Below are 23,856 nucleotides of genomic sequence, written 5' to 3' on the forward strand. Positions count from 1 at the left end.
CCATTACCCATCCTATATAGTAAAGCCACAAAAAATAGCCACTACAAAAGACAGGGTTTATGACCTGTTTTTTGTAGAAGCTATTGGCTCAATTGCGGTTTGGGAACGTCCCTGGCGAGCTTCACCGCCATTTTTAATTAGTTATAGCATAGCAGGTTGCTAATCACACGTCAAATCGATCTATTCTACATCTTTAAGGAGCAACCATTTATGCTTGTGCTGATGATAAATCATTGCCATCGTGTTAATCGCGCGTTTTATTTGTTCAGTATTACTGTAAGTATAACAGAGGCGAACATGATTATATTCCTGATTTTCAAAATAAAAAGATTCACTTGAAAGGATGGCGACACCTTTTTCTAAACAGAGCGTTTGAAGATAGGTCGTGTTAATAGGGTTAAGAAAGGTTAACCAAATAAAAAAGCCACCTTTAGGGATATAATAACTTACTTCCGTTCCAAAACATTGATCAATGGCTTTCATCATCACTTGGCAACGTTGGCGATATAACATCACAATCTTATCAAGGTGTTGCTGAAAATGAACCTGTTCAAAAAAGTTAGCCACAACTTCTTGAACAAATACATTTGTTGTCCCGTCTGGCTTTAAGCTTGTCATTTGGTCAATTACTTCTTGATCGGCAATTGCCCATCCTAAACGCACACCCGGCGCAACAATTTTAGAGAACGTGCTTAAATAAATCGTTCTTTCTGGGGCAAAGTGATAAATCGCTGGTTGCTGAATATTTGAGAAGTTTAAATCAACATAAGCATCATCTTCTAAAATAAAAAAATTGTAACGATAAGCCAGTTCCGCTAAATGCTTGCGGCGACTAATCGATAGGCTAACACCTGTCGGATTATGATAATTTGGCATAACATAGATCATTTTAGGCAGGGGTTCACCAGCCGATATAACTAATTGCAAAGCCTGTTCAACGCGATCGACATTAAGCCCCTCTTCATCAACCGGAAATGTTTTCATATGCACACGAGCTGTTTGAAATATACGAACCGCACCAAAAAAAGTTGGCGCTTCTAGCCAAATGTGATCACCTTCATTGGTCAATGTTCGCACTGCTAAATCGATGGCTTGCATCGATCCATTGGTTACCAACACCTGCTGATCCTGTACGTTTATTTTACGCAAGCGTGATCGATTAACAATCCATTCTGCTAAACGCGTTTTCCCAGTCGCTCCAGTATATTGCAAGCTCCGTTCACCATCTTTAATAATGGCTTTTTCCATTGCGTCACGTAACAAATCTGTTGGAAATGTCTCAGGAGCTGGAAAACCATAAGCTAATGACAGCATATGTTCAGTTCCTTTGCTAAATGCTGATCCTACGGTAGGTAAGGTAGGGGGTACACGCTTTGAATATTGAAATGATTTAGAAGCTTCCATAGCAATCACACCTTTCGCATTAACTATTTAAAAATAAGCCTCAAGCACCTATATTAAGGCACTTGAGGCTAGACACAAAAATCTTTTTTTGGGATGAGAAAGATTGATCTCTATTACACTATAACTTGTTTAGAAATGGTTTCAATTGCTTTGTTAAATGATCTAACGTTCTATTTACTAAGTACTTCTTTAATAAAAAAGCACAGATATGTAATAACAAGATTGTTAAATTTTCTAACAAGTAACTTGGCTAATACTGTGTAAGATAAACAAGGTTCGTTGTTCCAACACGTATGGATTTATAATCGGAACTATTATTTCCCTTTTTCCTTCTGAACTTTCAGTCGCTCTACTTTTCAACGTATGCTCATTGTCGTTTGATAGAATGTGTAATCTCTCCATGTCTCATTTCCCTCTACAAAAGCGAGATTAAAATCTACGTCTGTAATAATAACTCTGTTATTTAGGAGGTGAATCAGGAAGTATTTCTTTATCTAGAACGGATAGATTAACTAGTCAGGACACGAGAGAACTTTTGATAACGTCATGTCAGGTTTTTCTTAGAGAGAAGATGAGATTATTCCTTGCAGAAAACGTACGCGCTTATAACGTTTCTGTTACAAGAAACAGAGTTTACTAAACTTTCTATTTAACCGTTTTAATGAACACGTGTTTTAATTCCCCTATGAACCTTGATGTGATATGATCGTGGTAAATGTCCACGCTGTCGGCAGCATCATGAAATCGTCCGGTTATCATTAAATAACATGAACAGATCATTACATAATGGTCGACATGCAAGAAGAAAGTAGGTGATTCATATCCAAGAAAAGTATAAAAAAAAGTTGCATAAGTTAACCAATCGTGTCGGGGCAGCTATTATGGCAATTGAAGTGTTTTTAGCTATGTTAATTATTATTGCGGTGCTTATCAGTGGAGTAGCTCTTGTTATTTCCGTGGTTCAACAAGGTTCCCTGACACACTTACTCGATTATGATAATTTCCAGAGTTTACTTTCATATTTACTTATGCTTATTATCGGTCTAGAGCTTGCTTTAATGCTTATCAAGCATAAACCAAGTAATGTGATAGATGTCATGATTTATGCAATAGCCAGAAAGATGCTTATCTATTCAACGGCAACAATTGAGATGTTAGTAGGTGTCATCGCATTAGGCATTCTATTTATCATAAAGGTTTCATTAAAGAAAGCAAAAGTAGAAGAAGATCAGGATATAGCGAATAATTAGTAGAGCCCATCATTTTACTTAAAAGATTGAAGAGCATTCATTTGATCGTTAATTACATAAATCATTATTCGCTATTTTAATTTATCCATGATCATGTGCGAACAGTTGCGCGGTTTACAACGAGGTAGATTAAATGCTTTATTTAGTTACTAAAGTTGTGTGATTATCTATAACCATTCACTTATAGAAAGTCTTGCTCTTACCACGACGCAATATGGCCATCTGTTCGTGATTCTGTCCCACCTTTTAATACACCTGTCTTGGGGTCACGCCAAATAATCTGTCCCCTACCAAAACTAATCGATTCTAATGCCACTTCTATTTGGTGGCCTTTGCGGGCAAGTGCTTGAGCAATATCTATTGGGAAATGCGGTTCAACATAAACCTTTTTCCCTTCAATCCATTGCCAACGTGGAGCGTCTAGTGCAGCCTGTGGATTGAGGTTGAGATCTATCGTATTCATAATCAGCTGTAGATGCCCTTGAGGTTGCATATAGCCCCCCATCACACCAAAAGGACCGATCGCTTGATTGTCTTTCGTTAAAAATCCTGGAATGATGGTATGATAGCTCTTCTTACCCCCAGCCAGTGCATTTTGATGATGTGGATCTAATGAAAAGTCAGCTCCTCGATTTTGCAGTGAAATCCCCGTATCTTCCACAACAATCCCCGAGCCAAAGCCCATGTAGTTGCTTTGGATAAATGAAACCATATTGCCCTCCTGATCAGCTGTAGCTAAATAAACCGTCCCGCCTTGAGGAGGTGTGCCTGGTTCAGGCATAGCAGCCTCTTCTCCAATAAGTTTCAGGCGTTCCAATGCATATGTATCACTTAATAACCCATCAACATGAGTGGTCATCTTATCCGGATCGGTAATGAATTTTTTTCCATCGATAAATGCAAGTTTCATCGCTTCAATCTGCTTATGGTAACGCTCAACAGAATAAGGATTATCAAACGTAAAACCTTTTAGGATATTCAAGCCAAGCAGGGCAATGATCCCTTGTCCATTGGGTGGGATCTCCCATACATTATAACCACGATAATTAACAGAGATTGGATCTACCCATTCCGGCTGATAACCTGCTAAATCAGCTTCGGTAATAAAACCACCATACCGACTAGCCTCTCTAGTGATTTGTTTAGCTAACATTCCCCGATAAAAACTCTCTGCCTTTGTTTCCGCTATTTCCTTTAGGGTCTGCGCATGATCCGGTGCACGCCATAATTGACCAATTTGTGGTGGTAATCCATTGGGAGCAAAGGTGTTAAACCAATTGGCATACTCTGGGCCAGTCAGTCTGTCTTTAAAACGACGATACGCACGATTCCACATATCACCTAGGATAGGACTAATCGGATAGCCCTCTTCAGCATAGCGGATCGCTGGTGCTAATAAGTCAGCAAACGGCAAACGACCAAATTTTTCAGATAACGAAGCCCAAGCCCCCGGTGCACCTGGAACAGTGACTGGTGTCCATCCATATGTTGGCATCTCCTCATATCCTTTGGCTTTAACCGCTTCTATTGAAATCGATTGCGGTGACTTACCACTTGCATTAAGACCATGTAACTTATTGTTGATCCAGACCAGTGCAAAAGCATCGCTACCCAATCCATTTGAAGTAGGTTCAAGTACAGTTAATGCTGCAGCTGTTGCAATAGCAGCATCAACTGCATTTCCACCTTGCTTAAGGATATCTCGACCTATTTCAGCGGCTAAAGGTTGACTTGTTGCAACCATTCCTTTTTTTGCAAATGTCGTCATGCGTTTTGACGGGTTAGGATAATTTAAGTAATCTGTATTATTCACGTTGCTTCACTCCCCAGTATTTTCACTACTATTTAATGAATCGATTTTAGATAAAATCGATATGATCTTGTTGTAACAACCATTTAGGTAGAACAAATCGTGCTGTTACTAGCGGATCAACGACTTGACATATTTCTGTCTGACCGATAGCACTAAACAACATCGTTAGTGTTGCAAAGTCAAGTGCCAACTTATCTTTGAGGAGACTAACCATATCTTGAACCGACTGTTGGACCGCTTCATCTAGCGTAAGTGCAGATGCAATGGTGCTAATAAATTGGTCATTTTCTAGCGCTGGATTATTTATCGACTTTGCTTTAATAAGCTCTAAAGTTACCGTCACTTCACCAGCAATTTCAACGCCTGTTACCGATATTTCTCCATCACCCATCGCCGCATGTAAATCTCCTAAAGCGAATAAGCCACCTTCGACTTGGACGGGTAAGTACAATGTTGCACCTTCAGCTATCATCGTGTTATCCATATTACCACCGTGCGAATCTGGGGTGCCGCATGGAATCGGTTCACCTTTAGGTGCGACGCCAATGACACCAATCATTGGACGTAAGGGGAATTGAATGCGCTCATTAAAAATAACCTTATCGTCTTTAATTGGCATGATCTTAGTCATCGGCTGCTTTATTTGATCACCAAGTACACCTGAATTTGGAATAACCGCCATTACCCCTTGATCAACGAGCTTGATCCGATCAATCGTTACTTTAAGTATATCACCCGCACAAGCGTCTTCTACATAGATGGGACCCGTTGCTGGATTGACCTGATCCCAATTGAGTTTATCAACACGATCAGTTGGGGATATCAATTGATTTTTAAAACAATCATATGTTTCTATCGTTACCGTCTCACCAGAATGTACCGTTAACACCGGTTGGTGATGTTGATCAAACGTATATATCGGATTTTGTTTTGCTAAATATGTTGTCACTTAAGAGAACCTCCTTTAATCTGCAAAATGGCAAGCCACTTAATAGTTTCTGCATATCGATTAAAATCTCCTTCCTTGGAACAAAGTTATGGAGTTTCACAATCTTATTCAACATCGTTCCCACCGTTATCGGTTGATTTAAAGAACCAAAAGGATCTTGGAAAATAATTTGAATATCTTTTCTTAAATCACGCAACTGTTTTGTGTTTAATAGAGTCGAAAACAAAAAAAGAGAACATATTACCATGTCCTCTTTAAGTAGTGGTTATATTTATTTTTAACTGTCGAATTTCTTTGCATAACAGAAATAAACAATCGATTGAACTAACCAAATTAGCCCAATCACGAGTATCGGCGCGTTACCCGTATTAAAAATGGTTTTGGTGAAAAAAGCAAACCCAAATATTACTATTAAAGCAAATTCCATAAATTTAAACGTGTGGTAACCTGTCTTATAAATGATTAATTTTTCCGCTTCATCTAAACTTTCCAATAATTCTTTGGCATATTTAAAGGATGTTGGATCACCTTTTTTCATTGGGTCTTTCTTTTGAACCATTCTTACCGCCTTAACTTCATTTAAGGAACTAGCTACGCAGAAAATTACAAAAATAAGAATAGAACCAATTATCCATTGATTACGACCATCAATCGATAAACCAAACAATGTGAAGCTAAATACATAAAACAATCGATTAAATAGCAACGAGCGATAAATCATTTGTTCGACGCGTTTATCGAAGGTATCATCTTCTAAATCAAGATCAGTGTTTATTCTATTCATCCATTTTTTCGCACGCACGCTCAAAAATAAAGCTGGAAAATAAAAGATAATGACTAAACCTACTTGCAACCAAAAGATTTGTTCAACCAAAACATCTGTATATGGAACAACGATATACCATAAGCTCGCTAAAGCTTCGAACACAAAAACAAGTAGGAAGCCTGCTACCCCACCTAACACTAACCAAAGTAATAATTTCCCGAAATCACGCATCCCCTTCATCATTGTCCTCCTTATAATAAAATATCTCTTCTACTGAAACATCACATGCTTTAGCAATTTTCAATGCCAGTGTGACAGATGGTGAGTAATCACCTCGTTCAATCAAGCTAATCGTTTGCCGTGAAACCCCTATTCGCTTACCCATTTCAGCTTGATTCAAACCCAGTTTGGCCCGATGTACTTTTAATGTATTTTTCAGCGGCATCCTAATCCTCCTATACCGACAATCATATTGGTCATAATGACAACTTTATTTGTCATATATTAGTATAAAAAATGACAAGTATACTTGTCAAATGAAGATTCATGTATTATGTTACGATTATAATAATGGTGGAAGGCTCCCATTCACTTATACTAGCTATGTTAACCTAATTAAGTGAACGCAACCTTATTTTTCAGTTGTCTTTAGCCTCTTGATAAAGCGAATCACTTCACGTAAAACGATTAAGAAAAAAAGACCAAATAACACTTGATTAATTGTTTCCGTTAAATCACCAATTAGTAAAAAAGCGATTAAACCGAGTAAATAAAAACCTATCATCGTTCCATGAAAGATCCGCCAATCCATTTTATTATCCTTCATTCCCTGTATCCTCCGCTCGTTGCTTTTTACAATGCTTCCGCTTGTAGAACCAAAAATATCCATAATTAATTAACGCGACCACAAGGTAAAGGTAAAACAATTGCGTAATCGTTTCTCGCCCTTCTCTATGTAAACCTAGACGTGGTTCAAGTAAAACATATAACGCCGTTCCAGTTAACAAAATAGCAACAACGAGATAAATATAATAAGCATTAGCCTTAAAGAGATGCCACCCTTTTTTCAATAACAACATAATAACGCCATCCTCAATATCAATTGGTAACGAACCTTCAATCAGTGGACAGGGAGCTACAAGTCGTGGCTCATGTAGACATTACCACACAATATGGCGGTTTTAGTCTACGTTCTTATCATCCACCGATTAATAGCTGAATGGATCAGGACATTAGCATCCATTAGCTCCACCACAATAGATTTGCTCTACGCTCTATTTTAAGGTGAGTGTTTCACAGACGGTCACCTGTGATAAACTTACAGTGTTAAATTACATTCATTTTATCATATTAGCGATTTGATTCAACTCAAATGCCACTATAACAAATAAAAAAAGCCCTATTTTGGGCTCTTAACTATAAAACGAACTTTCAATCACAGTGGGGGATTGAGTGAATCAGAGCATGAGTGCCCCCTTCAATAGATTTACCTCTGTTCTCTATTTTGAGCTAAGTATTTTACGGACGGTTATCTGTAATAAAATAATTATGATGGCGGTAAAGGCGTTTGATAATGTAATATAACCGGTTGCTCACGTAATGTCTCAACAATATCTCGATAACTGAGAACATCTTGACGCTGTATCACTTGAACTTCTGTAAACACTTGACTTGTTACCGATATTTTTTGCTTCGTTTCTTTTATAATTGTTTCTGCAACTTCTCCACTTTGTTTGTCCACCTCATCAGTAATTAAACCTTCCAATTCAGTAAACTGATCATGTATTTCTTCTATCGACCGTTCTAAACATTGCATTTTTTCAAGCATCGTATCATCTTGTAAAAAACGATACTGAGCTTCGATTATATCTGTATTATAAGTGAGTTGGTCCATACTAACCTCCCATTTGAAAATCAAATAATTGAGAAACGTTATACTCTTCTTCAAATAGTTCTTCTACTTTTTCACGAACATGCGTTAAATAATTTCGATATACCGTGGTTTGTGCCTTCATTTCCTTTGTAATCAGCTCATGATCTGGTAGAGCGGTTGTCGGCATCTCTTCTTGTACGTCGATTTTTACTAACTTGCCCAAACCATAAGCATACTTACGGTTAGCAAAATATAAGCTAAAGGCATGTTGGAAGAGGGAAGGGTTCTCTTCCATATAGTCAATTTGCCGCTGAAGTGCTTGACTTTTTAAATCAAAATCTTCATTAATCTCACCTTCGTATTGGTTACCATACTTTTGAATCGATTCTTCCATTTCCTCCAGTTTGGCTAGCCCCTTTTGATAAAGGCGAACGACTGATGTAATGTTCCACTTAATCTCTTGATCTGATGAAGGAGCCCCACGATAATGTAGGTCACCACCCCTATAGCTCACACCAGTTTCTTCAGCTAATTGGTTTAGAATCGGCTCAATCTTGTGACCAGACTCAATCAGGTCGAGCGCTTCTGCTAATTCTTCACCCAATACGCCGAACGAATCCCAGCTTTCCATAGCGTTGTCATAGATATCCAACATAAGAGCAATGGCTACACCCCCTAGACTTGGATCTAAGTTTAGCAATTGATAATAACTAGTTTCTATCTGCTCTACATTTATTTTAATTGATTCAATTTCAGCCCGTAACTTTTCACTTGTTTTTTGATCAATATAGCCATTCTCTAACAACCCATCAATGATTGTATCGGCATTGGTAATAATCAGATTGGCGATCGCCAGAAATGCAGGTAATTTCCGCATAACGACAGTGATCATAGTAATAAAATCATCCCAGTTCGTCAAAGCGACAGCGCCATTTTCTATCCATCCTTCAGCCTCTCTAAATTGATTTACCAACTCAATGTCAATCCCTGTTACGGCTTTGAGAAAACCCTCAGGTCCATTAAGTTGATAATCGTCTCGATATTGGCGAAGGAACTGTTGGATTACCCGAACAACATCTTCATCAAGTTGATCGATAATCGCTTGTATACCATTTACTTCTGGGTGGGTATCAATCAACATCGCTTCATCAAATCCAAATAAAACAAAGTTGCCAATTCCTGAAATCCCATAAAGCGGATCATCTTCAGAAATCCGATGAATGATATTGTCGGTAACGCCTTTGTTGTCGTAATACTTAATGATCGCCCGGCGGAGCTCATCGGTGGGGATGGAAGAAAAATCCGCACCGAATTTATTTCTTAAGTAAATACGTAAACTGCGATCAGCCTCTATAATTTGTTTTACACCAACTTGTGCCCCATTAACACCATAAATCCCATCAAATATACCTTCTGTCAGGTGTACCACCAAAATATTATTGAAAGCTTTTGAATGACCTAAGGCAAACGTTAATAAGTCATCACTATCATCTACTTTAGCTTGAACTCTGCTAACAAATTCTTCTGTTGCTCCAATTTGACTTTGTTCAATGCCAAGAAAAATATTGAAAAAGTTATCTAACCAATCTTCGGTTCCGACACTGCCTTGCGAAATAATATGGACTTGGTTAATCTTATTGTCAGAATCAGACAGATAAATCGCCGTGCCATCGTAACCAGATTGGCGAATATCTTCTGGTAAGTCATCATTGTATTTGATTAATTCACTTGATGGATAAATGTCAATATGATCCGGCAAATATTGACGTGTTTCTTCAAGATATATCCGGCGTACATCTGCTTCAAAATCTGCTTAGCTTGATCCAGTTTAGCTTTATCAGTCGTATCAAACGCGTTACGATAAGTATATTCTAATTCAATAATTCTTAATTTAACGGTTTCATTCTCTAACAGATCTTCACTCATCGCTATCTGCTTCCTCTTGGTAAATAAACGTAATTGAATCAATCATTTTACTTATTTGTTCTTCTTTATCAGCTATATTTTGAGAACAACCTTCAGCATTCTCTCTATAACAGAATAGTGAGAAACTATAATCAATTGCTAGATATTGATCCGTTCTAGGCTCAATGTAGCCCACATGAATATATGCTTCTGATACATAACCTTCTTCTTGAAATGTGAGTGGTTGACTTCCAAAATAGACAACTTTATCTTCCATTTTTTCTTGTTCGAACGCTCCTTCATATCCCGTTCTCGCTCTCACATCATCTAACATAAAATCTGGGTAAGTTAAATTGGGATTAGCCAAATAGGATTGATTGCGATGATATCTTATCTGACCTCTTATCTTAGCACTAATTTCCTCATCAAAATCCTCAAACGTAACAGTTTCCACATTTCCTTGATTGCTAATCGATGAAATATCTTGAAGATATCGACCACCTGCTGGAAACAACATCTGATAACCTTCTAATCTAGACTCCATTAAATAAAAACCCGGCTCAACTTCTTCAGTCGATACGAGAAATTCACGGGTCGCTTCGTCTTGAAATGCAGGAACATCTGGTAAATCTTCTGGATCAATATCTTTGGGGCGGACATCTTGCTTCATTTGGCAACCTCCTAACAGCAAAAAAAATAAACCGATAAAAGCAAGCATTTTCTTCATCATGACCCTCCGTATATCATACAAAATATAGCTTTCACTTCACATTGATTCTTATATTCTATAATAACGAACACATCAGATAAATAGGGGTAAAGACTAAATTTGGAAGTCGAAAACTAAAAACCAGGTCTTTTTTAATAGGTCAATAACTCTATAAATCAAATAAGCAATACTTTAAACCGTGATCTAACCAATCTTCGACCCCAACACTGCCCTGTGAAATAATATGGACTTGGTTGATCTGATTGTCAGGATCAGATAAGTAAATCGCCTAATTCAATGATTCTTAATTTAACAATTTCATTCTCTAACAGATCTTCACTCATCGCGATCTGCTTCCTCTTGATAAATAAAGGTTATTGAATCGATTATTTTCTGTATCTGCTCCTTTTTCTCATCTACCTTTTTCAAACATATATCTTTATCATCATTAAAACAGAATATGAAAAAATAATATTCAACTGTTAAAAAGTCTTTACCTTTTGACTCTATGTAACCATAAAAGTTATTAACCTCTTGTTCGTTACTATCTGCTTCTACTGTTTTCATTTCTTCACCAAAATATATTTTCTTATCTGATGTTTCTTTTAAATTAAATTCACCTTGGAAATCTGTCCTTCTTCTTATTCTATCCAACTCAAAATCCGGATTGGGTAAATAAGATTGGTGTAAGCGATATCTGATTTTCCCCCCGACTTGCAATTCTCTATCATCACTAAATTCTTCGTAAGTAAACATTTCAAATTTCCCTTGATTTTCTATTGTCGATAGACTTTTTGAGTAAATTCCTTCTTCCGGAAACAACATCTGAAAACCTTGTAATTTAGATTCTATTAAATACAAGCCTGGCTCAACTTCTTCAGTCGATACGAGAAATTCACGGGTCGCTTCATCTTGAAATGCAGGAACGTCTGGTAAATCTTCTGGGTCGATATCTTTTGGGCGGACATCTTGGTTCATTTGGCATCCCGCTAACAGCAAAAGAAATAAACCGATAAAAGCACGCATTTTCTTCATCATGACCCTCCGTATATCTATACAAAATATAGCTTTCTTTCACTTAACATGGATTCTTATATTCTATACTATCGAACATATCAGATAACATAGGGATAAAGACTAAATTTGGAAATAAAAAACTAAAAACCAGGGTTTTTTAACAGATGACTTCAAGATATATTCGGCGTACATCTACTTTAAAATCTGCCTTGGCTTGATCAAGTTTAGCTTTATCAGTCGTATCAAACGCATGACGATAAGTATATTCTAGTTCAATGATTCTTAATTACACACATTATAAAAAAAACAAATCCATATTAAATCAAGGTTTTGCTTTTTATTTTTAGGTAGAACCTTTGAAATTCACAAATTACGACTTCTAAACTACGCTATATCAACAACTTGTTATAACATTTGATTATGTTAATCAAGCAATTAAATAACGATTACTCTGTTTTACCACGCTTTATTTTACTTTGATTATCTTTAACCCATTTTTTGTATAATTCTACAAATCTTTTCTCATCATCGTCTTTGAACCCCTCAAAAACGACTTGATCTATATCTTCATGGTTGAAATAATATACTTCATCAACATCTAGTCCAGAAGGATACATTGAACCCGTATAATCAAAAAACACTTTTTCTCCATTTTGTTCAGCTAATGGACCTCTGTTTAACACCATAATTTTTTGATTTCCTTCTGATAAATAAACGATACTCCCAATTGGTAACATATCTTAATTCTCCTTTTTAATGATTTTATATTTATTACTTTTCGCTGAATCAAACCTTATAAATTTGCCGAACAATATTCCATATGTTGGTATAATAAAGAATACAATTAACTGAGAATAACTAGAGCTTGCAAAACCTACCAAAGCAAAACCGCCAAATGCTAGCATGGCACAAACAAGCCACTCCAAAAATATAAGGATTTTCAACTTATTATTTTTTCGGGGCTTTTTTTCAATTTTTTCTAACCAATAAAATGCTGTATTATTGATTGGCGTTTTAATTGACGTTACCATCATATTTAAACATATAAAAGTTATTATCGCTCCAGCAAAAACGAATCCCATTATAATCAGCCAGTTTTCTAAAATCTTAGGATCATATGTCAATTCTGATAAATTGTATTTTTCCGGAAAAACACTTATATTAAATAACTGAATCAATTTCATAATTCATCTTTTTAAAAATTTAAAGACCTACAGAATTTTAGTGATATCGTTTTAAAAAGTTTTTTTAAGCAACTTGTTGCTGATTTAACACTAAATTCACACGATCACTTGCTAATTTTGATGCATTATAAACAAGCGTGACGATGTCAAAATGAACTTTTGCTCGTTTTCCAGTTCGATAACGCACATTGTCCAGTTGAAAATATTCCTTTAGATAACCATTGACGCGTTCTACTGCTGAGCGGCGCTTTGATATATGTTTCCACGCTTTTGACCCACGAGCTGGGGCTGTATATTTTCGGAGATCTGTCGTGATTTTTACTTTATAAACCTTTTGGCAAATACTTTCGTTAGCTAAAGGACAGTCGCTACATTCTTTTGGTCTTGTGTATTTCAACGTTTCATACTTGGCATAAAAACTATCATAACGATAGGAATGTTCCCTAAAACAGGTTGGGGCAAAGTGTTTATCAAACCCAATGGGTTCTGCTTCATTTTTCTTATTATAAGCAATGACAGATTGGTTTCCCATTCGATGAACTTGAACATAAATAGGGGCGTAGTCATATCCTGCATCCATTGTCTGGTAGGTCAAAAAAGGCAAGGATAGGCATTCATCCACTCCCTTTAATAAAGGAATAGCTGCTTTTCCATCATTGAGACTGCCAGAAGAAAAAAGAGACTGTAAAATGTACTGACTGGATGTTCCAACAGCTAAGTGACCTTTGTAGCCGTACCAAAAGACATTTTTTCCTTCGCTGTTCTTTTTCACACCCCATTTAGGGTCTTGAGGAACTTCCGAACGTAACTCATGTAAAGGAACATCCAACTGAGCTTCTATTTTCTTTTCGTAAAGGGGAAGTTTTGCTTCCTTTTCTGCTTGTTCCATCAGCCATTGTTCTCGCTCGTCTTTTGGTTTGCGCCCGCGCTTGTTAGGCTCTGCTTTTGGCTTTTCTTCTTTTGGTGGTGCTTGATCACGTGCTTCAAAATGGGTGGCGTCAATAGCGACGGTGTCATCCATAATAAAGCCTTCAGCAATGGCTTGAAGAACAACTTTCTCTTGTGACTTCTCTAACACATCAGAGGCACTCAGTTTCGTTATAAGTCGTGAATAGGCAGCTTCAGAGGGAGTGTTGTCAGACACAAGAAACCCACAATTCAACTTAAATAGAACGTCATCATTCAGACGTTTGATCAGGTCCTTCATCGTCGGAATGCGCTCAACGATTCGTACAAACATAGAAATAATCATCGCCGCATAATTCAACGCTACGGGTGCACCAAGTCGGGATTTTTTGTTTATTTCATGGTAGATAGCATCCAAATCTATTGCTGAAATAATGGCTTCATAACGTTGGGTAGGTTCCATCTCGTATAATTCTTGGATGCCAAATAAGTTTTGTTGTCGTATAATGGTCATAAGGGGTACTCCTCCAGTCTTTTTTTGGTTGTCTCTCAACTACCATTATACAAGATTTGGGGAGGTACTTCCTTTTTTATCTCTCAAACTCGTTGGGGCTCAAGGACTCTGAATTATGAAATTCACTCAAATATAAGAAAAAAAATACTATGTCCCATCTTACCTTGCTATGATATTTCTTTTTCTTTATTTTTTCTGGATAATTTAACGGTTCAGCATCATACATTTTCCACTTAACCTGTACATCTGGAAATAAACCCGGAAAATAATTTCTAATATCTTGAGGATTTGAGTAATCAACAACATACCATTTCCCATCTATTTCAATTTTATAGTAACGTATATTCATTCTCTCAATTGCTTCTATAACGTATTTATTATGATTTTTCACTTTCCAAATACTCCTTTTAATGATTTAAAAGAATTAGATGATTCACCTATATTTTTGCCTTCTGTTATAACTTTGACTTTCGTTTTTTCTAAAAAAACAACCAAAGCTTCTTGACTAAACTCTACAGCTATCAATCCATCTAAAAATCTTTTGAAATTCTATCTAAATCACCATTATTAGAAGTAAATTTAGGTTCTTTAAACCAAATTTTATCTGTTCCTATAGGTAACCGATAGCTTCCTTCCAAACTAACTGTCGCTATACTTAATACAAAAATCCTACATGGCTATCTTTAAATCATTTAAACTAGTACTAAATAAACTACTGGTTGATAATAAAGGGTATCAAGCACTTTGAATATTACTTATTAAACCATTAATCAGCTGACAAGCATGCGCACTAGAATAGGTTAATCCTACACTAACTTAATCTTTTTTATATAAGTTATCTGTTTCTTGCTCAGCGGTTTTGACTTGTTTATTGTATTACTTCATTCTCAAACACATCTTCACTCATTGCGCTCAGCTTCCTCTTGATTGATAAAGCTAATTGAATCAATCATTTTCTCGACTTGATCTTTTTTCGCATTTACCCCACTTAAACATACCTCTTCTTTATCATTGAAACAAAAGATGGAAAAGTTATAATCAATTGCTAAAAAATCATTTTCTTTTGATTCTATATAGCCGACATACCGATATACATCAGATATATTATCACCTGCTTCTACTGTTAGTAATTCTTCACCATGATATATATCTTTATCCTCTGTTGAACTCTTTTCAAATTTACCTTCGTAACCATTTCTTCCTTTTACACTATTTAACATGAAATCTATATTGGCTAAATAAGATTGATTTCTATGATAACGCACTTGACCACTTACGTGTATGTCTTTATCCATACTTGTATCCTTAAATGTAAATGTCTCTACATTTTGATCTGATATAGACGAAAAATCAACAGAAAAAACACCATTTTCAGGAAACATCATCTGATAACCTTCTAATCTAGACTCCATTAAATAAAAGCCTGGCTCAACTTCTTCAGTCGATACGAGAAATTCACGGGTCGCTTCGTCTTGAAATGCGGGAACGTCTGGTAAATATTCTGGATCGATATCTTTTGGGCGGACATCTTGATTGAACTGATCAGTTGTTAATAACATTAAACAAAAAAGACCTATAATCATTTGATTCATTAAATACCTCCATTGCCTTATCTATAAAATGTAAGTAGAATTGCAATACTTCTTACATTTTATAGCATGAGATAATTAAGGAAAATAGGGATAAAGGCCAAAATATCAAAGCTACACTACCTGTTATTTTTAACACTATCGTTTAATCAATAAGTAGTCTTCAATGTGATGTTCACAACATGTTTGATTCAATCACTGTTTATCATAGATAGCCGTCCGTAAAAAGCCCACCTCAAAATAGAGAACAGAACGCTTCTATTTGGGTGGGAGCTAACGGATGCTAATATCTTAATTCACCTAATGACCAATCCTTTAAGAGAAGAACGATAACATTCCTTGATTGAACGTTCGTTTTATTTTGCTAACATTGCCCTCTTTGTTTTTTTAGTTCAATTACGTTTTTGCCAAGATACACTGCCTTACCATCATTCCTGCTTAAAAGGGAAAGGGAGAATTTAAACGGTTTTGCAGATCACTTGTTTTAACTTGAAATGATCGGAATTATTTTTTTCACTGCTTTGCGTTTCCAATGCTTAACTGCATTCGCCGTGACATGGCTATCTTGTCCAATTTGAACTAAGGTCTTACCTTGTAAAATTGCACCTTGAAACCAAGTCCATTCCTTGCCTGTTAAGCGTCCTTTGATTTGGTCAAGAAGAACATAATCATGATCATAGCCGCTTTCATAGTAAATAGCGTTTGACTGTGTTTCATGATAGATTTTCTGCTCTTGTCGGTGCGTTCGGTAGTTTTTTCTAAACAAGTCTAACAAGCGGTAACGCATCTTGTTATAAGCATATGTTGAGAATTTCATTTTTCCAGGTTGATAATGTATCGAGGCTAACCATAATGTGATGGTTAATTCTTGATAAAATTCATCGTCATGATCACACACTTGATATTTGTTCAAAAGATGAAAGATCATTGGTTCAAAATCATTTAATAGCTTATTGAAATCTCGCTTCATATTGCGCTCCTAAAACCAGGTACCTGATATATTATTCCGCGGTGAAGCTAGTATATCGTTAACTACCAACGAATTACATATACTAAAAAGGCAAGACTGGTAGAGGATTCGCTATCTTAGCTTGTCGATTTTGACTAGAATGATGACGAATGTTAACGAATCGATCTCCAATACTTACTTTTTCACTAAACCAGGCGTAATTTTATCGGATGATTCGATAAAAGCCAAAAAAAGAAGACACGCTTAGTGCCTTCGCTTGTTAATCATCAGTTTTAATGGTTTGGTAAATGCGCCGTTTCCAAGCTAGAAAATCATCGGTCAATAACAACTCGGGAGGTCGGGGTCTTTCAAACTTCGGTTCAAATACGGCTTTTATTCGCGCAGGATTTGTATTTAAAATAACAATACGATCAGATAAATAAAGGGCTTCTTCGATACTATGTGTAATAAATAAAACAGATTTCCGATAGGTTTCCCAAACCGATAATAGCCAATTTTGCATATCTAATCGAGTGAATTCATCTAACGCTGAAAAGGGTTCATCTAAACAAAGTAAATCTTGTGGACTTAGCAAGGCTCGAATAAAGGCCGCACGTTGTTTCATCCCACCAGAAAGCGCGCTTGGATAGGCATCCGCTACCTCAGTTAAGCCCGCTTTCTTCAACATTTGCTCAGCTAAAGCTAAATCGGGCTTGCCTTTTAACTCCGCCCCTAACACGATATTTTTCATGATCGTGCGCCAAGGAAACAGGGAGGGACTTTGTGGCATATAGCTCATTTGCCCCGCCTTACCTACAATGGACTTATTGTCGATTAGAATATCTCCTTGATCTGGAAGGTATCGCCCACCAATAAGGTTGAATAAAGTACTTTTACCGCTTCCGGACGGTCCAAGGATTGAGACAAATTCACCCACTTTAACATCAAAAGAAATTTGGTCAAGCACCTTTTTTGAACCAAATGATTTTGATAATTGTTTAATGACTAAGTTACTCATACTCTGCCGATCCTTTCTTTGTCCCCTTTACTAACTGATGCTCAATCAACAAAATAATTGTGAAAAAGCATAAACATAGCAGCATAATAAATACGATTGCTACAAAAACACGATCTGTTCGAAATGAGGATTGTGCAAGTGTCATGTATAAACCCATACCACGATTGGCTCCCAGCCACTCGGAAATAACCGCCCCCATCACACTATATGTAGCGGCGATCTTTATACCTGAAAATATTGCGGATAATGCGTGGGGCAGTTCTAACTTAAAGAAAATCTGACGCTTTGATGCTCCAGCCATCTGCATATAATGCATCAATTCTTGACTCGTTTGTGCCAAGCCATCTAATGTTGCAATCACAATTGGAAAAAAACAAACCAAAATAATCACGAAAATTTTCGGAAAAATACCGAATCCGAACCAGATTACTAGTAGTGGGGCTAATACAATAATCGGAATGTTTTGCGACATGATCAACAAAGGATAAATGGTCGCCCTAATCCGTGGGAACATGTGTAAAATAAGGGCAAGCAATAAGCCAAAGCTAACCCCTATAATAAAACCGATCACTGCTAGTTGTGTCGTTGCAAAGAAATGCTGTTGAAATGTTGGCCAACTTGTAATCATTTCTTTACTAATTAAACTTGGCGCTGGTAATAACCAAGTTGGAATGACTAACATACGTGTGGCAAGCTCCCAAATCACAAGCAATATGATGATAAATATGAATGGGGCAAATGATTTTTTTATTGATAAACCCATCGATTCAACTCCTAACACTCTGATTACTCTGGTAAAAATTGATTCGTAAACGCTTTACTAACATCTGGGTTATGCTCGATTAAGCCGTTATCATCTAACCAATTGGCATAGTTTTGCCATACCTCTAATTGTTGGATCCCCCACTGATCAGCTTCTGCTTGATACCAGTCAGCCAACCATGCTTGGCTAGCATAAACAAGCTCCTCATCCAAATCGGGGGCGGCATCAAGTAATATACTGGCCGCTAGATCTGGATCTTGGATCGCATCTTGATAGCCTTTAGCAACTGCTGCCACAAATTTCTCTATTACTTCTGGATCTTCATCAATTAACTTTTCATTCGCGAAAAAGACCGGTGTATAATAATCCAGTTCTTCTGCATAATCGGTTAAATACAAAATATCTAAATCAACGCCACGCACTTCAGCTTCAATCCCGGTCCATCCGTAGTAAATCCAAACAAAATCTACATCTCGTTCTACCGAAGTAAAGAAATCGGCTTGTCCAATGTTGATGATCTCTACTTGATCAATATCCGCTTGATCTCTCATCATCAACGCATCCAACATTGCTTCTTCAATCGGATCACCCCAGCCACCATACGTCTTTCCTTCAAAATCACTTGGTGAAGTTATCGATCGATCTACAGGGGCAGCAAAGCCAGATGTATTGTGTTGAATAATTGCTGCAACAGATACAATCGGTACATCTTGCGCACGTGCCAACGTCACCGCTTGTTGTGAACCAATACCAATATCAGCTTGCCCTGAAGCAACCACTTGGTCAGCACCCGTTTGTCCAGGAAGTAATATTTCAACATCTAATCCTTCTGCTTCAAAGTAGCCTTGTTCTTGTGCAACATAAAGCCCTGTATGGTTCGTATTCGGTGTCCAATCAAGCATAACCGACAACTGTGGATTGGCAGCTGCATCTTGAGTTTGCTCACAGCCAATCAAGATAAGTAACATCATCATCAACCAAATTTTCCTCATAAAAAAAGTCCTCCTTTTTTGGTAGGGAGGAACATAATCGTATCACGACAAAGATAAACAATTGAAAAGCGCCTAAGCAAAGCCTAGGCGCATAAATTATCACATCAAAATCGTGTTAACCTATGTTCCCTACGCTGGTCTCAACCAGATCAGGTTCAAAGGGTCAGTATCTTCTATGGATACTATCTCAACCGGCAACACCAGTCCCCCTACATCTTTTTTATTTAATTGTACATATCTATTGTGACGGAAAAAAGGAAAGGATTCAACCTTTTTTTGAAAACTAAACGGTTTTCATTAGTTTCTGATAGAAAAAGAGTAACCAAAGACCACCTGTTAAACCGCCACCAATAAAGAGGAACAACTTATTTTCAAATAAAAATAGATTTGCAGTCATCCCACTTATCATCTGATAAATCAACGCGGACACCCATGTGAATGGTAGGGTGTAGGCAAAAAATGTCCATACGGAGTCAATCATATAACAAATGATCGGTCCAGCCATGAAAATGGAAATGAGTTTTGCATAGGCCATACCCTCTACTTTGTTTTTAGCTAGTACAGCTAAATACATTGTAATTAGGCTGCCGATTAATGAACTTAACAGCAGCGCTAAAACTAATCCAATCCCATTCACCTCATTTGAATGAAAGAAAGCCATCGCTTGAAAAAGGGTGACCACAAAAGTTAGTAACGCAGGAATCGTAATCCGATATATAAGGTATCCCCATTTTTTAAAAGGGGTGATCGCAAAATAATCCAAGATGCCATCGTCTTTTTCATCAAGTAATAGTAAGCCTATTACCATACCCATCATTAATGGTGTCATCACAAGGATCATCGTTTTAATAAAGTCAAGATGTTCAAGTATCGAAAATGTTAAAAATCCGCGTAATTGTATGTCTAACCAAGGCAAACCAAATCTGACTAGTAAATCCATAAAGACCGGAATCAGCAAAACGAGCCCAAGCATAGGATCACGATAAACATTTTTAAGATCTGCTTTAACAAATTCACGCCATTGTTTTTTCATAGCGATAGCTCCCTCCCATCACCTTGGTTCGGTAACATATAACGTTTAAAACGCTGATAAGTTAAGAAAAAAGCAATGACATTCCAAATAAGCAATAAACTCGTATGCATCAGGAAGTATTGATTAAAATAAGACCAGCCTCCCTGTAGAGCGCCTTGCAACAAAAATACCGCTGAATATGTAGGGAAGATATGCATGAATGATAGATTCCATATTTGAAAGTAGCTAAGCAATGGTAAATATAAACCAAGCATTAATAGAATCGCTTGAAACAAAAAATGATTTAACGTTTGAGCAGTAACCGCTAAGTATAAACCGCATAATGTAAAAAAGCAGCTTGTTAATAACAACACACTTACTAGTTGAAAATAAGAAGTTGAGGAACCGATCACTACCATAACAATGATGACACTTGTTAATAGACTAATAAGAAAAAGTGAAAGTAATTTTGAAAAAAGGAACACGGTGATTCGAATCGGCGTAACAAAGATATAGGTTAATAAATGCTGATTGCGTTCGAGCAATAGGATTGCACCAACAAAAAAGAAACCCAAAGCTGCTGGATCAGTAAAGACAACCAGTAACGTAAGTGGCACTCTATATGAATAGGGAAGTAATAATAAAAGGCCGATATATACCAGTGTCACAACAAGGTAGGCATAGTAAAAACCGTGCCTAAATTGGAATCTTATATCTTGGATAAGCAATTTGTTAATCATTCCAAGCCCCTCCCTGTCACCTCAATAAATAACTGTTCAAGACTTTGTTGTTCTGTTTCTATTGCAGTAATCGTATTCAAGCTAAGAATGGCTAAAAAATCATGATTATCTTTTAGGTTATTAAGTGGGAATTTTTTTGTTTTTTGCGTTCGATCTTGACGATACGTGATGCGGACAGATTTATCATTTAACTGATCAAGGCCTGCTTTCGGTTCAACAATCTTTTTTATTTCACCATCCACAATAAAAGCGACTCGATCACATAAATATTCAGCAACTTGCATGTTATGGGTATTGATGATCAGTGTTTTTCCTTCTGCTTGCTTTTGTTTAATCAAAGTCATGACATCTTTAGTATTAACAGGATCTAAGCCCGCAGTTGGTTCATCTAAAAAAATAAGGTCCGGATCATGTAAAAAAGCCCGACAAATATTTAGGCGCATTTTCATCCCCTTTGAGAGATTGCTAACACGTTGATGCTTTGCTTCAATTAAGTTAACCGCCTCAAGCAAGGTTATTATGTCAATAGTATGGTTTTGGTAAAAAGAACGAAAGAATGTCAAATTCTCAATGACCGTAAACTTTTGATAAAAATTAGGCACTTCAAATGATACACCAAGCTGCTGATAGAAATCTGATTTTAATTGCTTAACATGCTGCCCCATCACCTTAACAGTGCCACTATAACCCGGTAACACACCCAATAGGACCTTTTGCAGCGTGCTTTTACCAGCTCCAGAAGGACCTAAAATACCAAATATTTCACCTTTGTTAACTGAAAAATTAAGATTTGTTAATGAAGATTTGTTCGTCTTTGGGTAAGTAAAGCTCAAATCACAAACATGTATCATTCCTTTTCAATCCCTTCGTTATTTTTAAAACAAGCCTTCAAGCAGTGGGCGTTTTCAATCTTTTCCCGATGATGGGCTGTTGAGAAAATCAGGACATTAGCGTCCGTTAGCTCCCGCCTAAATAACCGAGGTCTGCCCACTCGTTTGAGGCGGGTGTTTTATGGACGAGTATCTGTGATAAACAATCGACTTGCTAAGCCTTCAATTAATAAATTTAATACCTCATCAAAAGTCGCTTCGCCTATTTCTCGCTTATGCGCTAACAGAATAACAAGTGCACGCATCGCTGCTACAATGACGTTCGTCGGTAATTTTCTATCAATAAGGTTGTCATTTTTCCATTGTTCAAATACATGTTCAAAAAAGATAGAATCTGTTTGAAAGTGTTCGGTTAAAACTTCACTTGGTAAGCGACTTGCGAGCGCTTGTAATTGATCTGTAAGTAGAATTTGTTTGACTAGCGGGTAAGCTTCGATTAAATCAATACCCGTTTTCACGATGGTACAAAAAGCCTGTTGATTTATAACTTGTGTACTAGCAAATTTAGCTGCTAGTTTCTCATGAATCGCTTGTTCATCTTCCTCTAATAAACTGAAATATAAATGCTCTTTTGAACTAAAAAATTTATAAAATGAGCCTTGGGCGATGCCTGTTTGATCAGTCAAATCTTTTATGCTTGTCTTGTTTATCCCCACTGTTTCAAACAAATGACGACCAGTCTTTTTTAACGCCTGATGAATACGCTCACGTTCATGCTCTGAAAAACCTCTAGGTGACATAGTTAAACCCTCATTCCATGTATGTGAATATATTTTTATTTTATTCATATATTCATAAATAGTCAATAGCTATATTTAGTGTGCACTGAACAGTGCTGTAATTGCTTCTTTTCTCATACGATGGTGTTTTATCTTTTAAGAATATTGATATAATACATGGTAACGGCTCCTAAACACACCTAACCCTTTACAACCGACCAAGACGATCAACAAAAAAGATCAGGAGGTGCTTTAACAATCAGCGACTCAGTAAAATTAATATTAGGTTCTTCTTCCCCCCGACGCCAAGACATATTAAAAATTGTTCAATTGCCATTTGAACGCCGTATCCCAGACGTTGATGAATCGCAAGTTCAATTACAAGATCCCATTGAAAAAGTAGCGACACTTGCTAAATTGAAAAACGACGATCTACAAATTTTAGATAGGCAAGAAGTTATTTTAACTGCTGATACAGTAGTTTCGTTCAATCATAGGATATTTGAAAAACCAAACAGTAAGACGGAAGCATTCGCGATGTTGAAGGCTTTAAGTGGAACCGTACACACGGTTTACACGGGGGTCATGTTGCGATCAGTGCACTGTGAGCGTGCCTTTGTAGAAAAAACAGATGTTGAGTTCTGGACACTTAACGATCAAGAAATTAATAGCTATCTCGAAACCAATGATGCATATGATAAAGCAGGTGGCTATGGTATACAAAGTCTTGGTGCTCAATTTGTTAAGAAAATTAATGGTGATTACTACAATGTGATGGGTTTACCTATATCACATATTTTACAAAAACTAAAAGCCTTTTAGTCGATCGCAATATAGTTGCGACCATCGATTGTCGTCGATTTGGTATGCTTCTACTGTCAAATTAGCGTAATA

28 protein-coding genes and 2 riboswitches are annotated in these 23,856 nt (G+C 36.8%); of the genes, 2 read left to right on the top strand and 26 right to left on the bottom strand.

What is annotated here, in order from left to right; translation table 11 throughout:
- Positions 1-67: 67 nt before the first annotated feature.
- A riboswitch (Fluoride riboswitch) is annotated at positions 68-138 on the bottom strand.
- 42 nt (positions 139-180) lie between these two features.
- Entirely contained in the window at positions 181-1,404 is a 1,224-nt protein-coding gene (locus B494_RS0100840) for an aminotransferase-like domain-containing protein (protein ID WP_017470458.1), read from the bottom strand.
- A gap of 812 nt (positions 1,405-2,216) precedes the next feature.
- On the opposite strand from B494_RS0100840, the gene B494_RS0100845 reads away from it, so the two are divergent.
- Positions 2,217-2,654, top strand: coding sequence for a phosphate-starvation-inducible PsiE family protein (locus B494_RS0100845; RefSeq protein WP_017470459.1), 438 nt, complete (start codon positions 2,217-2,219; stop codon positions 2,652-2,654).
- Between the two features lie 199 nt (positions 2,655-2,853).
- Here B494_RS0100845 and B494_RS0100850 read toward each other — a convergent pair whose 3' ends face one another.
- The 25 genes from B494_RS0100850 to B494_RS0100970 form a co-directional block, all read right to left on the bottom strand.
- Positions 2,854-4,422, bottom strand: coding sequence for a gamma-glutamyltransferase family protein (locus tag B494_RS0100850; RefSeq protein WP_051128213.1), 1,569 nt, complete (start codon positions 4,420-4,422; stop codon positions 2,854-2,856).
- A 91-nt stretch (positions 4,423-4,513) separates the two neighbouring features.
- Positions 4,514-5,416 (bottom strand): acetamidase/formamidase family protein, encoded by a 903-nt coding sequence (locus tag B494_RS0100855; RefSeq protein ID WP_017470461.1) that lies wholly within the window; start codon positions 5,414-5,416, stop codon positions 4,514-4,516.
- 277 nt (positions 5,417-5,693) lie between these two features.
- Positions 5,694-6,422, bottom strand: coding sequence for a DUF3169 family protein (locus B494_RS0100865; protein ID WP_017470463.1), 729 nt, complete (start codon positions 6,420-6,422; stop codon positions 5,694-5,696).
- A complete protein-coding gene (locus tag B494_RS0100870) occupies positions 6,406-6,627 on the bottom strand; it encodes a helix-turn-helix transcriptional regulator (protein WP_017470464.1) in 222 nt (73 codons plus the stop codon). The genes B494_RS0100865 and B494_RS0100870 overlap by 17 nt, the downstream gene beginning before the upstream one ends.
- Before the next feature lie 186 nt (positions 6,628-6,813).
- Entirely contained in the window at positions 6,814-7,008 is a 195-nt protein-coding gene (locus tag B494_RS0100875) for a hypothetical protein (protein ID WP_017470465.1), read from the bottom strand.
- The gene (locus B494_RS0100880; protein ID WP_017470466.1) at positions 6,998-7,261 is read right to left on the bottom strand and encodes a hypothetical protein; all 264 of its coding nucleotides are present in this window, start codon (positions 7,259-7,261) and stop codon (positions 6,998-7,000) included. The genes B494_RS0100875 and B494_RS0100880 overlap by 11 nt, the downstream gene beginning before the upstream one ends.
- A 467-nt stretch (positions 7,262-7,728) precedes the next feature.
- Positions 7,729-8,076 (bottom strand): hypothetical protein, encoded by a 348-nt coding sequence (locus B494_RS0100885; RefSeq protein WP_017470467.1) that lies wholly within the window; start codon positions 8,074-8,076, stop codon positions 7,729-7,731.
- 1 nt (position 8,077) lies between these two features.
- Positions 8,078-9,814, bottom strand: a complete 1,737-nt coding sequence (locus tag B494_RS18730) for a DUF6792 domain-containing protein (RefSeq protein ID WP_017470468.1) — start codon at positions 9,812-9,814, stop codon at positions 8,078-8,080.
- Positions 9,775-9,981, bottom strand: coding sequence for a hypothetical protein (locus tag B494_RS18735; RefSeq protein ID WP_017470469.1), 207 nt, complete (start codon positions 9,979-9,981; stop codon positions 9,775-9,777). The genes B494_RS18730 and B494_RS18735 overlap by 40 nt, the downstream gene beginning before the upstream one ends.
- Positions 9,974-10,630 carry a hypothetical protein gene (locus B494_RS0100895; protein ID WP_017470470.1) on the bottom strand — a complete coding sequence of 219 codons (657 nt, stop codon included), beginning with the start codon at positions 10,628-10,630 and terminating at the stop codon, positions 9,974-9,976. Before B494_RS0100895 ends, B494_RS18735 begins: the two co-directional genes overlap by 8 nt.
- A 208-nt stretch (positions 10,631-10,838) precedes the next feature.
- Positions 10,839-10,955 carry a hypothetical protein gene (locus B494_RS21670; protein ID WP_420884337.1) on the bottom strand — a complete coding sequence of 39 codons (117 nt, stop codon included), beginning with the start codon at positions 10,953-10,955 and terminating at the stop codon, positions 10,839-10,841.
- Between the two features lie 50 nt (positions 10,956-11,005).
- Positions 11,006-11,704 carry a hypothetical protein gene (locus tag B494_RS18740; protein ID WP_017470471.1) on the bottom strand — a complete coding sequence of 233 codons (699 nt, stop codon included), beginning with the start codon at positions 11,702-11,704 and terminating at the stop codon, positions 11,006-11,008.
- Between the two features lie 428 nt (positions 11,705-12,132).
- Complete coding sequence (locus tag B494_RS0100905) at positions 12,133-12,423, bottom strand: DUF4176 domain-containing protein (protein WP_017470472.1); 291 nt, start codon at positions 12,421-12,423, stop codon at positions 12,133-12,135.
- 3 nt (positions 12,424-12,426) lie between these two features.
- Positions 12,427-12,864: a hypothetical protein gene (locus B494_RS0100910; RefSeq protein ID WP_144032148.1), complete on the bottom strand. Its 438-nt coding sequence runs from the start codon at positions 12,862-12,864 to the stop codon at positions 12,427-12,429.
- 70 nt (positions 12,865-12,934) lie between these two features.
- Positions 12,935-14,290 (bottom strand): IS1182 family transposase, encoded by a 1,356-nt coding sequence (locus B494_RS0100915; RefSeq protein ID WP_017470474.1) that lies wholly within the window; start codon positions 14,288-14,290, stop codon positions 12,935-12,937.
- Between the two features lie 76 nt (positions 14,291-14,366).
- Positions 14,367-14,681 carry a hypothetical protein gene (locus B494_RS0100920; protein WP_017470475.1) on the bottom strand — a complete coding sequence of 105 codons (315 nt, stop codon included), beginning with the start codon at positions 14,679-14,681 and terminating at the stop codon, positions 14,367-14,369.
- Between the two features lie 508 nt (positions 14,682-15,189).
- A complete protein-coding gene (locus B494_RS18745; RefSeq protein ID WP_017470477.1) occupies positions 15,190-15,882 on the bottom strand; it encodes a hypothetical protein in 693 nt (230 codons plus the stop codon).
- Positions 15,883-16,363: 481 nt separating this feature from the next.
- The gene (locus B494_RS0100935) at positions 16,364-16,849 is read right to left on the bottom strand and encodes a sigma-70 family RNA polymerase sigma factor (protein WP_017470478.1); all 486 of its coding nucleotides are present in this window, start codon (positions 16,847-16,849) and stop codon (positions 16,364-16,366) included.
- Between the two features lie 259 nt (positions 16,850-17,108).
- A complete protein-coding gene (locus B494_RS0100940; protein WP_017470479.1) occupies positions 17,109-17,846 on the bottom strand; it encodes an ABC transporter ATP-binding protein in 738 nt (245 codons plus the stop codon).
- Positions 17,839-18,609, bottom strand: coding sequence for an ABC transporter permease (locus tag B494_RS0100945; RefSeq protein ID WP_017470480.1), 771 nt, complete (start codon positions 18,607-18,609; stop codon positions 17,839-17,841). Before B494_RS0100945 ends, B494_RS0100940 begins: the two co-directional genes overlap by 8 nt.
- A gap of 23 nt (positions 18,610-18,632) precedes the next feature.
- Positions 18,633-19,601: an ABC transporter substrate-binding protein gene (locus tag B494_RS0100950; RefSeq protein ID WP_017470481.1), complete on the bottom strand. Its 969-nt coding sequence runs from the start codon at positions 19,599-19,601 to the stop codon at positions 18,633-18,635.
- A gap of 109 nt (positions 19,602-19,710) precedes the next feature.
- Positions 19,711-19,822, bottom strand: a riboswitch (TPP riboswitch).
- A gap of 62 nt (positions 19,823-19,884) precedes the next feature.
- Positions 19,885-20,634: a hypothetical protein gene (locus tag B494_RS18750; RefSeq protein ID WP_017470482.1), complete on the bottom strand. Its 750-nt coding sequence runs from the start codon at positions 20,632-20,634 to the stop codon at positions 19,885-19,887.
- Positions 20,631-21,353, bottom strand: coding sequence for a fluoroquinolone export ABC transporter permease subunit (locus tag B494_RS18755; RefSeq protein ID WP_017470483.1), 723 nt, complete (start codon positions 21,351-21,353; stop codon positions 20,631-20,633). The genes B494_RS18750 and B494_RS18755 overlap by 4 nt, the downstream gene beginning before the upstream one ends.
- On the bottom strand, positions 21,350-22,204 hold the full coding sequence (locus tag B494_RS0100965) for an ABC transporter ATP-binding protein (protein ID WP_017470484.1): 855 nt from the start codon (positions 22,202-22,204) through the stop codon (positions 21,350-21,352). Before B494_RS0100965 ends, B494_RS18755 begins: the two co-directional genes overlap by 4 nt.
- A 158-nt stretch (positions 22,205-22,362) precedes the next feature.
- Positions 22,363-22,983 (bottom strand): TetR/AcrR family transcriptional regulator, encoded by a 621-nt coding sequence (locus B494_RS0100970; protein ID WP_017470485.1) that lies wholly within the window; start codon positions 22,981-22,983, stop codon positions 22,363-22,365.
- A gap of 258 nt (positions 22,984-23,241) precedes the next feature.
- Here B494_RS0100970 and B494_RS0100975 point away from each other — a divergent pair, with 258 nt between their 5' ends.
- A complete protein-coding gene (locus B494_RS0100975) occupies positions 23,242-23,784 on the top strand; it encodes a Maf family nucleotide pyrophosphatase (protein ID WP_051128198.1) in 543 nt (180 codons plus the stop codon).
- The last annotated feature ends 72 nt before the right edge of the window (positions 23,785-23,856 follow it).

This window comes from Amphibacillus jilinensis Y1 (assembly GCF_000306965.1).
Classification (GTDB): Bacteria; Bacillota; Bacilli; order Bacillales; family Amphibacillaceae; genus Amphibacillus_C; species Amphibacillus_C jilinensis.